The sequence below is a fragment of the Stenotrophomonas sp. Ste96 genome (assembly GCF_024519495.1).
In the GTDB taxonomy this organism is placed as follows: Bacteria; Pseudomonadota; Gammaproteobacteria; order Xanthomonadales; family Xanthomonadaceae; genus Stenotrophomonas; species Stenotrophomonas bentonitica_A.
On record NZ_JALJRX010000003.1, the window covers coordinates 234,847 to 248,144 of the forward strand.

Annotated in this window: 5 protein-coding genes; all 5 read left to right on the forward strand. The window is 69.0% G+C overall.

Translation table 11 applies throughout. The features are described 5' to 3' along the window. The first annotated feature begins 43 nt into the window (after positions 1–43). The 5 genes from OC373_RS10410 (at position 44) to gspG (ending at position 13,235) form a co-directional block, all read left to right on the forward strand. Positions 44–7,633, forward strand: coding sequence for an ESPR-type extended signal peptide-containing protein (locus OC373_RS10410; RefSeq protein ID WP_261997657.1), 7,590 nt, complete (start codon positions 44–46; stop codon positions 7,631–7,633). 157 nt (positions 7,634–7,790) lie between these two features. Continuing rightward, positions 7,791–9,644 carry a S8 family peptidase gene (locus tag OC373_RS10415; RefSeq protein WP_026069677.1) on the forward strand — a complete coding sequence of 618 codons (1,854 nt, stop codon included), beginning with the start codon at positions 7,791–7,793 and terminating at the stop codon, positions 9,642–9,644. Between the two features lie 125 nt (positions 9,645–9,769). Then, positions 9,770–11,497 (forward strand): type II secretion system ATPase GspE, encoded by a 1,728-nt coding sequence (gene gspE, locus OC373_RS10420; protein ID WP_019182544.1) that lies wholly within the window; start codon positions 9,770–9,772, stop codon positions 11,495–11,497. 37 nt (positions 11,498–11,534) lie between these two features. Then, positions 11,535–12,755 (forward strand): type II secretion system F family protein, encoded by a 1,221-nt coding sequence (locus OC373_RS10425; RefSeq protein ID WP_070426590.1) that lies wholly within the window; start codon positions 11,535–11,537, stop codon positions 12,753–12,755. Positions 12,756–12,803: 48 nt separating this feature from the next. Next, positions 12,804–13,235: a type II secretion system major pseudopilin GspG gene (gspG, locus tag OC373_RS10430; RefSeq protein WP_019182542.1), complete on the forward strand. Its 432-nt coding sequence runs from the start codon at positions 12,804–12,806 to the stop codon at positions 13,233–13,235. The last annotated feature ends 63 nt before the right edge of the window (positions 13,236–13,298 follow it).

Here is a 13,298-nt window from a genome sequence, read left to right on the forward strand (position 1 = left end):
GGCGTCGCTTTGCCTAAAACCAGCCTAATCAGGAGCCGCATCGATGAATCGGATTTATCGCAAGGTCTGGAACAAAGCACTGGGGCAGATGGTCGTCGCCTCGGAATTGGCCAGCAGCCAGTCCTCGGGTGTCGTCATCGATCAGCGCCGAACCTCTGGCGGACGCAACACCGCACTGCTCTGCGCCGCCATCGCGTTGACGCTGGGAGTGGGCATGGCAGGCGGCGCGCAGACAGCGCGTGCGCAGTCGGTGGAGGTGGGTGGGAACGCGAACTGCGTGGTTCTGAACAGCACCGTCATCGACAGCTGTGTCGTTGATGGCAATGCCACCGCCTCGGGCACCAATGCGGTGGCGATCGGCAGCAACAGCACGGCCTCCGGGGCGAACAGCGTGGCGCTCGGCGCCGGCTCGAAGACCAACCGCGCCAACACGGTATCGGTGGGTGATGCGGGCAAGGAACGGCAGGTCACCAACGTGGCCGCCGGCACCGCCGCCACGGATGCGGTGAACAAGGCGCAGCTGGACAAGGTTGCGGTGGCAGCCGAAGGCGCGACCCGCTATTTCAAGGCCGACGGTGACGGCAACGATGCCGACGCGGCGAAGATCGATGGCGAAGGTGCACTGGCCGCAGGGGCGAGCGCCAAGGCCGATGGCGACGGCGCAACGGCGCTGGGCCACAGCAGCCAGGCCATCGGCAATGCGACCACCGCAGTGGGCAGCGAAGCACTCGCGGTCGGCCTCGGGGCGAGCTCGTTCGGCCAGGGCAGCCTGGCCTTCGGTGATGCCAGCATCGCGCTCGGCCAGAGCGCCGCGGCGTTCGGTCTGGGCGATGTCGCGCTCGGTGCATCGGCAGTGGCGGCCAGTGAAAACGGCGCGGCCACCGCGATTGGCGGTCTTGCCGAAGCCAGCGCCGATGGCGCGACCGCGATTGGTGGCGGCGCACTGGCCATCGGCCCGGGCAGCACCTCGCTGGGCCGCGGCGCGGCCAGTGCCGGCGAAGCGTCGGTGGCGGTCGGTGCGTTCAGCGTCGCGGTCGCCGATTTCAGTGCGACGCTCGGTGCGAATTCCGCTGCGGTTGCGGTAGGCAGCGTGGCGCTCGGCGCCGGCTCGTACGCCGATCGCGTCGACACGGTGTCGGTCGGCAATGCGCAGAACGGCCTGCGCCGCCAGATCACCAATCTCGCCGACGGCACCGATGACAGCGATGCGGTGAACAAGGCGCAGCTCGATGCCGTCGGCGGCGTCGCCGCCAACACGGACAAGTACTTCCAGGCCACCGGCAGCAGCGACAGCGATGCCGGTGCCTTCGCGGCAGGCGACAACGCTACGGCGATCGGTGAAGCATCCAACGCGCTGGCCGATGGTGCGACCGCGCTCGGCAGCGGCGCCACGGTGACCGGGCAGAACGCAACGGCGGTCGGTTACAACGCCAGCGCCACCGGCCAGAACAGCGCGGCCTTCGGCACCAATGCGCAGGCCAACGGCCCGGGCAGCGTGGCGGTCGGCGGTGCTGCGGTGGATGCCGATGGCAATCCGCTGATCACCAATGGCGGCGTACCGGTCGATACCGGCGCGACCAGCGCCGGCGTGGGCGGCACGGCGGTCGGTGCAAGTGCGGAAGCCTCCGGGTTCGCTGCGTCGTCCTACGGCGTCGGCGCGTACGCGGCCGGTGCACAGGCGTCGGCCTTCGGCGCGGTGGCCAACGCCACCGGCGACTATTCCACTGCGGTCGGGACGCAGAGCGTGGCGACCGGCAACAGCAGCACGGCCATCGGTGGCCCGGCGGATCTGCTGCCGGGGCTGGGCTTCTTCGTGCAGACCCAGGCCAGCGGCGAAGCCGCCACGGCCGTCGGCGCAGGTGCGATCGCCAGCGGCGATTACGCCGTGGCCAACGGCACGCTGAGCGAAGCCTCGGGTACTGAAGCCACCGCCGTGGGCTACTTCGCCTATGCCCCGGGTGAGGGCGCCACTGCACTCGGCGCGGAGACCTGGGCCAGCGGGGAACTGAGCACGGCGGTCGGTTTCTACAGCACCGCGCGCGGCGCCAACAGCGTCGCGCTCGGCGCCAACTCCACTGCCACCCGTGACAACACCGTCTCAGTCGGCGACGTTGGCAATGAGCGGCAGATCACCCATGTCGCTGCAGGCAGCGAAGCGACCGATGCGGTCAACAAGGCACAGCTCGATGCCGTCGCGACGTCGGCCTCGGCCACATCAGCGCAGTTCAAGGCAAACGGTGCGGCCGGCGGTGCGGTCGGTGCTTACGCGCAGGGTGAGGATGCGCTGGCGGCCGGTGAGGCCAGCAACGCATTGGGGGCCGGTGCAACGGCAGTGGGTGGCGGCGCGACCGCCGTCGGCGATGACACCGTCGCGCTGGGCCGTAACAGCAGCGCCACCGGCAACGGCAGCGTCGCCATCGGTGGGCTGGGCCAGGCCTATGACGAGTACAACCAGCCGCTGGTCGATGAGCAGGGCAATGCGATCCTGATCGGTGCGACCGCGGCGCCGGACAGCGTGGCGGTCGGTGCCGGTGCACAAGCTACCGGCACCACCAGCAACGCCTTCGGCAGCGGCGCGCAGGCCACCGGCAGCAACAGCCTGGCCAGCGGCTACAAGGCCCGCGCGACCGGCGATTACAGCGTGGCGCAGGGCGACAATGCCTTCGCCAGTGGCGAAGAAACCACGGCCACCGGTGCCTACGCATGGGCCACTGCCGATGGCGCCACCGCCTTCGGTTCCAGTGCATGGGCGACCGAAGCCAACGCGACCGCAGTCGGCCAGTCGGCCTGGGCCAGCGGCACCGGATCGACCTCGATCGGCTACAACAGCTGGGCGCGCGGCAGCAGTTCCACCGCGCTCGGCCGTGGTGCCTTCGGCTACGGCGACAACAGCGTCGCCGTCGGCTTCCAGGCCCTGGGCAACAGCATCAACACCATCGCCATCGGCACCAATGTGGTGGCCGGCGGTGAAAGCGCGATCGGCATCGGGGCGGGCAGCAATGCCAGTGCGTCCAACAGCGTGGCGCTCGGCGCGGGTGCGGTCGCTGATCGTGCCTACACCGTCTCGGTCGGCAACGATGGCCGGCAGCGCCAGATCACCCAGGTTGCCGCCGGTACCGAAGGCAGTGATGCGGTCAATCTCGATCAGCTGAGCGCAGCCACCGATCAGTTCCAGGCCAGCGGTGACGGTGTTGCCGTGGCAGGTGGCGAGGAAAGTGTGGCCGCCGGCGCAAACGCGGCGACCGATGGCGACTACGCCACTGCCGTGGGCTCGAGCAGCTTCGCGGCCGGTACCGGCGCATCGGCTGTTGGCAGTGGTGCCTTTGCCTTGGCCGACAACGCCAGTGCCGTCGGCTTCAACGCCGTCGCCAGCGGTGCCAACGCAAGCGCAACCGGTGCCAACGCACAGGCGACCGCCGAATACGCAACAGCCAGCGGTGCCGAAAGCCTGGCCTCGGGTGAGCAGAGCACCGCGACCGGTGCGGCCAGCGTCGCCTCCGGCGCCGGCAGCCTGGCCGGTGGCGCGCTGTCCGACGCGGCCGGTGAAGAATCCGTGGCGTTGGGCTACTTCAGCAGCGCCAGTGGCGACGGCGCGACCGCGGTAGGTGCCGAAAGCGTGGTCAGTGGCACGCTGTCGGCCGGCTATGGCTTCGCCTCCGAAGCCACCGCCAACTACACCACCGCGATCGGCGGGGATGCCGTGGCCTCGGCCTTCAACGCCACCGCGCTGGGCAGCTTCGCGCAGGCGACCGGCTCCAACAGCGTGGCCCTCGGTGGTGATGCTGAAGCGACTGGTGCGTACAGCACCGCCACCGGCCAGGGCAGCCTGGCCAGTGGCATCAACAGCGTGGCGGTCGGTGGGGCGCTGTTCGGCCTGCTGCCTACCGAAGCGTCGGGCAATTACTCCACGGCTGTCGGTGGTGGGGCATGGTCGCCCGGCGTGAACAGCACCGCGCTCGGCAATGCAGCAACCTCCACCGGGGCCAACAGCGTTGCGCTGGGCGCGGACTCGATCGCCGACCGCGATGACAGCGTCTCGGTCGGCAGCGCCGATGCGCAGCGCCAGATCACCCACGTCGCCGCCGGTACCGACGGCACCGATGCGGTGAACGTAAACCAGTTGAATGCGGTGGCCGATGCGGCCGCCACCACCAGCAAATACTTCCAGGCCAGTGGCAGTGCCGACAGCGATGCCGGTGCCTACGTGGAAGGCGACAACGCGCTGGCTGCCGGTGAGGCCGCCAATGCCATCGGCAACGGCGCCAGCGCACTCGGCAGCGGCGCCACCGCCATCGCGGACAACGCCACGGCCGTCGGTTTCAACGCCCTGGCCAGCGCTGACGGCGCCGCGGCCCTGGGCAGTGACGCGCAGGCGACCGGCGAAGACAGCGTGGCGATCGGCAACGGTGCCAGTGCCAGCGAGATCGGTGCGAGCGCCACCGGCGCCGGTGCACAGGCCGGCGGTGCATACGCCACGGCGACCGGCAGCCAGTCCACGGCGGTGGGCCAGCAGGCCACCGCCAATGGCTTCCGCGCCAATGCCTCCGAAGCCGGTGCATCGGCCTTCGGCAGTTACAGCGAAGCGACCGGCCAGCTCTCGTCCGCGCTGGGCTACGGCGCGGTCGCCTCCAACGCCTACGCCGTGGCGGTGGGTGCGGCCTCGACGGCCTCCGGCGCTGGTGCGGTGGCGGTGGGTGAGTACTCCGAAGCCACCGGCGATGAGAGCGTGGCGATCGGTGGCACGACTTTCTTCGGTCTGCTTCCGTCGCGCGCATCGGGTACCGGTGCCTCGGCCTTCGGTGCGGGCGCGTGGGCAACCGATGATTACGCCACGGCAATCGGCTGGAACTCGTGGGCCGATGCGGGCAATGCCACGGCACTGGGTGCCAGTGCCAGCGCGGAAGGCGTGAACAGTGTTGCGCTCGGCGCCGGTTCCACCGCGGATCGCGACAACTCGGTCTCGGTCGGCACCGCCACCGCGCAGCGGCAGATCACCAACGTCGCCGCCGGTACGGAAGGCACCGACGCGGTGAACGTCGATCAGCTCACTGCGGTCGCCGATGTGGCCGAAACCACCAGCCGTTTCTTCCAGGCCTCGGGCAGCGGCAACGGCGATGACGTCGGCAGCTTCGTCGACGGGGCGTATGCCACCGCGGCGGGTGAGGCGGCCAATGCGTTCGGTACCGGGGCCTCGGCCTACGGCAGCGGCGCGCTGGCGTCCGGGCGCAACGCCTCTGCGTCGGGCTTCAATGCCTCGGCCACGGCCGACTCGGCGACCGCCATCGGTGGTGCGTTGTATTACGAAGATGAGAACGGCAACGTGTTGCTCGACAAGGCCACCAGCGCCAGCGCCGTCGGTGCCACCGCGCTCGGTGCGGGGGCGCAGGCCGACGGAAGCTTCAGCACCGCGACCGGTGCCGGTGCCACGGCGGCCGGGCTGCAGTCCTCGGCCTTCGGTTACAGCGCCGAAGCCGGCAGCGACTACAGCACCGCCGTCGGTACGTTCAGCGCGGCCAGCGGCGCGCGCACCACGGCGTTGGGCTACGGGGCCGAAGCCAGTGGCGATTACGCCTCCGCACTGGGCTGGGGCAGCGCCGCGTCGGGCAGCTACGCCAATGCGATCGGCTACGCATCACAGGCCAGCGGCGACAACAGTGTGGCTGCCGGTTCCAACGCCTGGGCAACCGCGGCACGCACCACGGCGGTCGGGCAACTGGCCTGGGCGACCTCGCAGGGGTCCACTGCCCTCGGCCAGGACAGCTATGCCTACAGCGGCATCAATGCCACCGCACTGGGCACCAGTTCGTCGGCCAGTGGTGCCGGCAGCGTCGCGCTAGGCGCCGGTGCCCGCACCAGTGAAGCCAACGTGGTCTCGGTCGGTGGCGGTAACGGCACCACCGGCCCGGCGACGCGGCGCATCACCAATGTCGGGGATGCGGTCAATGCCAGTGACGCGGTGACCAAGTCGCAGCTGGATTCGGTCGCTGCGACGGCCGATGCGGTCGGCAAGCACTTCCAGGCCAGCGGCAGCGGCGTGGCCACGGCCAGTGGCAGTGATGCACTCGCCGCCGGTTCCGGCGCCACCGCCAGCGCAACCCGCAGCAGTGCACTGGGTACCGCGGCGATCGCCTCGGCCACTGGCGCCACCGCGGTCGGTGCCGATGCCTCGGCACGCGGTGCCAACAGCACCGTGATTGGTCGCCAGGCCTCCACCAATGCCACCAACGGCGTGGCGATCGGCAACGGTGCGTTCGCCAGCAACGGGGCCAACAGCATCGCGATCGGGTCGGCGGCAGGTGTCTCCGGTGCCAACGCGGTGGCCTTGGGCGCCGGCTCGCGCGCGGTGGAAGCCAATGTGGTCTCGGTCGGCGGCGGCAACGGGACGGACGGTCCGGCCACGCGCCGCATCGTCAACGTGGGCGCCGGTCGCATCGCCGCCGGCAGCACCGATGCGGTGACCGGCGGCCAGCTCAACACCACCAACCAGCGCGTGGGTGCGGTGGAAACCCAGGTCGGTGATATCGACACCCGGATCGGCTCGGTCGAGAACGTCACCGCCAATGCGCTGACCTACGACGACAGCAGCCGCGACACGCTCACCCTCTCGGGTCTGCAGGGCACCACGCTCGACAACGTCGGCAGCGGTTCGATCGCATCCGGCAGCCGCCAGGCGATCAACGGCGGGCAGCTGTTCCAGTCGCTCACCGATGTCGCCACCTTCCTCGGCGGCGGGGCCAGTGTCGGCATGCAGGGCGTGTTCGTTGCGCCGAACTATGTGATCCAGGGCGCGACGTACAGCAACGTGGGCGATGCACTGGGCGCGCTGGACCGCAAGGTCAGCGACCTCGATCAGCGTGTTGCCGGTGGCGGCAGTGGCAGTGCACGTGCACGGACTGCCTCGCTGGCGACTGCCAGCGTCGCAGCGGACACCAGCGGTGTGCAGGAGGCCAGCGTCATCAGTGCTGCCAGCGAAACCGCCGTCGCCAATGTGCAAGGTGCGCCGACCGCTGCCAGCGTTGGCGGCAGCCAGCCGGTCAACGCGCCGGCCGCCGCACCTGCCGCCGTCAATGCGGTGGCGATGGGTGACGGTGCCGTGGCAAGCGGGGCCTCGGCCACGGCCATCGGCCAGGGCGCGACCGCCTCGGCGGCCAACTCGGTGGCGCTGGGCCAGGGCTCGGTCGCCGATCGTGCCGACACCGTCTCGGTCGGCAGCGTCGGCAACGAGCGACAGGTCGCCAACGTCGCGGCCGGTACGCAGGCCACCGATGCGGTCAACAAAGGCCAGCTGGATGGCGGCATCGCGACCGCCAACAGCTACACCGACCAGCGCTTCACCTCGATGGCCGACAGCTTCGACATCTACAAGGGCGAGATCGACCAGCGCCTGCGTCACCAGGACCGCCGCATCGATCGCCAGGGCGCGATGAGCGCGGCCATGCTCAACATGGCCACCAGCGCCGCCGGCGTGCGCACCCAGAACCGCGTCGGTGTCGGCGTCGGTTTCCAGGGCGGCGAATCGGCCCTGTCGCTGGGCTACCAGCGTGCGCTCAGCGAGCGCGCCACGGTGACCCTGGGCGGTGCCTTCAGCAGTGATGACAGCTCGGTCGGCGTGGGTGCCGGCTTTGGCTGGTAAGCCGTTTCAACGCGGGGCCGTGCGCGGCCCCGCCGCAACGCAATGCAAGGCCTGAGGGGGCGGGTCACGGGAACCCTGGCCAGGGCCGGCCAGGGAGCTCGCATGGAGTGTTGGCCTGAACAGTCGTTTGATCCATGACCTTGAAGAGGACGTCAACGTGACCAGTAAGCAGAACCTTCGCATCAATGTGCTGGCAGCCGCCGTGCTGTCGTTGTCCGCAGGCGCCAGCGCCTATGCCGCGGGCCTGCCGGCCAAGGAACCGGTGCGCCAGCCGGCTGCCGCCCAGGGCGCAGAGCGCATCATCGTCAAGTACCGCCCCGGCAGTGCCGCGGCCACGGATCGTTCGGCCAAGCTGACGGCCGTGCAGTCGGCGGTCGCCCGCGCCAGTGTCGGTGGCTCCGCCGCCGGGCGTGCCAGCGCGGTGAACCCGCAGATCGTGCGCAAGCTCGGTGTCGGTGCCGATCTGATCCGCCTGCAGGGCCGCTTGAGCCCTGCCGAACTGCAGAAGGTGCTGGCCGAGATCAAGGCCGATCCTTCCGTGCAGTACGCCGAAGTGGACGTGAAGCTGCAGCGCACCGATGTGCGCCCGCGCGACGCGACCCCGCAGCTGGTGCCGAACGATCCGTACTACGCGCAGTACCAGTGGCATCTGAACAGCGCTACCGGCGGCATCAATGCGCCGGCCGCGTGGGACATCGCCCAGGGCGAAGGCGTGGTGGTGGCGGTGCTCGATACCGGCATCCTGCCGCAGCATCCGGACTTCTCCGGCAATCTGCTGGAAGGCTACGACTTCATCAGCGACGCGGAAACCTCCCGCCGCGCCACCGATGACCGCGTGCCCGGCGCGCTGGATTACGGTGACTGGGTGGAGAACGACAACGAATGCTATGCCGGCTCGCTGGCCGATGACAGTTCCTGGCACGGCACCCACGTGGCCGGCACCATCGCCGAATCCACCAACAATGGCGTCGGCATGGCAGGCGTCGCGTACAAGGCCCGCGTGCTGCCGGTGCGCGTGCTCGGCAAGTGCGGCGGCTACCTCTCCGACATCGCCGATGCGATCACCTGGGCCTCCGGCGGCACCGTTGCCGGGGTTCCGGCCAATGCCAACCCGGCCGAGGTCATCAACATGAGCCTGGGCGGTGGCGGCGCATGCGATGCGCTCTACCAGGATGCCATCAACGGTGCGGTATCGCGTGGCACCACCGTGGTGGTCGCCGCCGGCAACTCGGCCTCCAACGCGGCCAACTTCCGGCCGGCCAGCTGCGCCAACGTGGTGGCGGTCGGCGCCACCCGCATCACCGGCGGCATCGCCTACTACTCCAACTTCGGCCCGGTCGTGGATCTGTCCGGCCCGGGCGGCGGCGGCAGCGTGGACGGCAACCCGGGCGGTTACGTGTGGCAGTCCGGCTACAACGGCCTGACCACGCCGACCTCCGGTGCCTACAGCTACATGGGCATGGCCGGTACCTCGATGGCCTCTCCGCACGTTGCGGCGGTGGCGGCGCTGGTGCAGGGCGCGGTCGCCGCGGCCGGCAAGGATCCGCTCACCCCGGCCGCGCTGGAAGCACTGCTCAAGCAGACCGCGCGGGCGTTCCCGGTGACCATCCCGACCGCCACCCCGATCGGCACCGGCATCGTCGATGCCAAGGCGGCCCTGGACAAGGCGCTGGAAGAAGAATGCACCGAGAACTGCGGCCCGGTGGCGACCCCGCTGACCAACAAGGTCGCCGTGGGTGGTCTGAGCGGCGCCGGTGGCAGCGAAGTGCTTTACAGCTTCGAGGCGCAGGCCGGCAAGGTACTGAGCCTGCTCACCTATGGCGGCAGCGGCAACGTCTCGGTGTATGTGAGCCAGGGCAAGGAGCCGACCGCGACCGCGTTCGATGCCAAGTCCACGCGGCCGGGCAACAGTGAAACCGTGCGCTTCACCGCACCGGTGGCCGGAACGTATTACATCAAGGTGGTGGGCGAGTCCGCGTTCAGCGGCGTGAGCATTCTCGCCAACCAGTAATACGGGTCAAACGCCACGGGAGTCCGTCATGTGACGGGCTCCCGTTTTTACATCTGGACGGTGTGGAATCCCGCGTACGATCGCGGTGAACTGCTAAAGTCGCAGCGGTTGCCAGGAGAAGATTCTTGAACGCGGTTGCCCAGGACCCCACTGCAGAATCCACCGCTGAATCCCGCATCGTCGGGGTATTGCTGGAGAAAGGCCGGCTCAAGGACAGCGATCTGGCCCGCGCGCGTCCGCTGCACCGTGAATCCGGCGGCAGCCTGCTCGGCCTGCTGGTCCGCCTGGGGCTGGTATCAGAGCGCGACCATGCACAGACCTGCGCCGAGGTTCTCGGCCTGCCGCTGCTCGACGCCAAGGCCGTGCCGGAATCGCCGCCCGAAGCGCTGCTGGACGGGCTGCCGCTGACGGTGCGATTCCTCAAGCAGTTCCATGTCTGCCCCCTCGCATTGCAGGACGACGCGCTGGATCTGTGGCTGTCCGATCCACAGGACCCGTATGCGGCCGATGCCGTGCAGCTGGCGATGGCGCTGCCGGTCCGCCTGCATGTCGGCCTGCGCTCGGAAATCGATGATCTGATCGAGCGCTGGTTCGGCCAGGGCCGCAGCGCGATGGGCGCGATCATCGAAACCGCGGACGGTGAAGGTGCGGCGGTCGACGACATCGAACACCTGCGCGACCTGGCGTCCGAAGCGCCGGTGATCCGGCTGGTCAACCTCGTGATCCAGCGGGCGGTGGAACTGCGCGCCTCCGATATTCATATCGAACCGTTCGAGAATCGCCTGAAGGTGCGTTACCGCGTAGACGGCGTGCTGATCGAAGGGGAAAGCCCGCCGGTGAATCTCACCGCTGCGGTGATCAGCCGCATCAAGATCATGGCGCGGCTCAACATCGCCGAACGTCGCCTGCCGCAGGACGGCCGCATCATGCTGCGCGTGCAGGGCAAGGAACTGGACCTGCGCGTGAGCAGCGTACCGACCGCGCACGGCGAAAGCGTGGTCATGCGCCTGCTCGACCGCGACACCGTGGTGTTCGATTTCCATCGGTTGGGGTTCACCGAGGCGTTCCTGCCGCAGTTCCGCAAGGTGCTGGAACAGCCACACGGCATCCTGCTGGTCACCGGCCCGACCGGTTCGGGCAAGACCACCACGCTGTACACCGCGCTGAGCCAGCTCAATACGGCCGACGTCAAGATCATCACCGTCGAAGATCCGGTGGAGTACCAGATCGAAGGCATCAACCAGATCCAGGCCAAGCCGCAGATCGGGCTGGATTTCGCCAATGCGCTGCGCAGCATCGTGCGCCAGGACCCGGACATCATCATGATCGGTGAAATGCGCGATCTGGAAACCGCGCGCATCGCGATCCAGTCCGCGCTCACCGGCCACCTGGTGCTGTCCACGCTGCACACCAACAATGCCGCTGGCGGCATCACCCGCCTGCTCGACATGGGCGTGGAAGATTATCTGCTCACCTCCACCATCAACGGCATCCTGGCCCAGCGCCTGGTGCGCAGGCTGGAGCCCCAGCACGCCCAGCGCTATCGCGCATCGCCCGAAGAGATCGAAAAATTCGGCCTGCGCCGGCTGCAGCCGGAGGGTGAGATTTTCCTGTATCGCGCGCAGCCCTCGGCGATCGCACCGACCGGATACCTGGGCCGGACCACCATCGTGGAATTCCTGGTGATGAACGATGCGCTGCGCAGTGCGGTGATGCGTCGGGCCGGGATGGGCGAGATCGAGCAGATCGCGCGTGCCGCGGGCATGCGCACCATGTACGAAGACGGGCTGTCCAAAGCCCTGCAGGGCCACACCACGCTGGAAGAAGTGCTGCGCGTGACGGAGGATGCCTGATGCGTGCCTGCGGCCAACACCGGGTGGGCGGCTGAGCATGCCCCAGTACCGCTACAAGGCGCTCAATGCCCACGGCGAACTGTTCGATGGCCAGATGGAGGCAGCCAGCGAAGCGGAGGTCGCCGCGCGGCTGCAGGACCAGGGCCACATGCCGATGGAGGCACGTCTGGCCAGCGAGAGTGCCGCTGGGGCGTCGTCGTGGCTGGCGCTGCTGCGCCGCAAGCCGTTCGATGGCGGCGCGCTGGTGCAGTTCACCCAGCAGCTGGCCACGCTGCTCGGTGCCGGCCAGCCGCTGGACCGCGCGCTGAGCATCCTGCTGGAACTGCCCGAAGACGAGCGTACCCGGCGCGTCATCACCGACATCCGCGACATCGTGCGCGGTGGCGCACCACTCTCGACCGCGCTGGAACGCCAGCACGGATTGTTCTCCCGGCTGTACATCAACATGGTGCGCGCCGGTGAGGCCGGCGGCAGCCTGCACGACACCCTGCAGCGGCTGTCGGATTACCTCGAGCGCAGCGCCGAGCTGAAAGGGCGCGTGATCAACGCGCTGATCTACCCGGCGATCCTGTTGGCGGTGGTTGGCGGTGCGCTGCTGTTCCTGCTGGGTTACGTCGTGCCGCAATTCGCGCTGATGTACGAGAGCCTGGATGTCGCGCTGCCCTGGTTCACCCAGTCGGTGCTCACCGCCGGGCTGGTGGTGCGCGAAGGCTGGCTCATCATGATCGTGGTGCCGGCCGTGATCGCGCTGGTAGTGGAACGGCGGCTGCGGCAACCGGCCGCGCGCCTGGCCGTGGATGGCTGGCTGCTGCAGCGCAAAGGCATCGGCCCGCTGCTGGGCAAGCTGGAGACCGCACGCCTGGCCCGCACGCTGGGCACGCTGCTGCGCAACGGCGTGCCACTGCTGTCCGGCCTGGGCATCGCGCGCAATGTGTTGAGCAACCGCGCGCTGGCTGCCGACGTGGATGCCGCCAGCGACGAGGTCAAGAATGGCAACGGGCTGTCGGCCTCGCTGTCGCGGGGCAAGCGGTTTCCGCGGCTGGCATTGCAGATGATCCAGGTCGGCGAGGAATCCGGTGCGCTGGATACGATGCTGCTCAAGACCGCCGATACGTTCGAGCAGGAAAGCGCGCGCGCGATCGACCGTCTGCTGTCGGCACTGGTGCCGGTGATCACCCTGGTGCTGGCCTCGGTGGTCGGTCTGGTGATCGTGGCCGTGCTGGTGCCGCTGTACGACCTGACCAATGCCATCGGCTGACCGGCCGCTGGTCAACACCCCTACGATTCGATGCAAGGAGCCTGCCACATGCAACGCCGCCGCCTGACCCGCTTCTCTTCCGCGCGCCACCAGTCCGGCATGAGCCTGCTGGAAATCATCATCGTCATCGTGCTGATCGGCGCGGTGCTGACCCTGGTCGGCAGCCGAGTGCTCGGCGGCGCCGACCGTGGCAAGGCCAACATCGCCAAGGCGCAGGTGCAGACCATGGCCGGCAAGATCGACAACTACCAGCTGGACACCGGCAAGCTGCCGGCCAAGCTGGAGGATCTGGTCACCCAGCCCAGCGGCAGTGCGGGCTGGCTCGGTCCGTACGCCAAGCCGGCCGATCTCAACGACCCGTGGGGCCACGCGCTGGAGTACCGCGTCCCGGGCGAAGGCCAGCCGTACGACCTGATCAGCCTGGGCAAGGATGGCAAGGTGGGCGGCAGCAGTTACGACGCGGACATCCGGTACGAGTAATCGGCATTGGGAGCACTGTGGTCCACGCCGAGCAGACCGCCGCGCCGCGTGCCCACGGGCGTG

Excerpts from the sequence above, each read along its gene's own strand:
- OC373_RS10410 (WP_261997657.1), top strand. The coding sequence starts at position 44 with ATGAATCGGATTTATCGCAAGGTCTGGAACAAAGCACTGGGGCAGATG.
- OC373_RS10425 (WP_070426590.1), top strand. The coding sequence starts at position 11,535 with ATGCCCCAGTACCGCTACAAGGCGCTCAATGCCCACGGCGAACTGTTC.
- gspG (WP_019182542.1), top strand. The coding sequence starts at position 12,804 with ATGCAACGCCGCCGCCTGACCCGCTTCTCTTCCGCGCGCCACCAGTCC.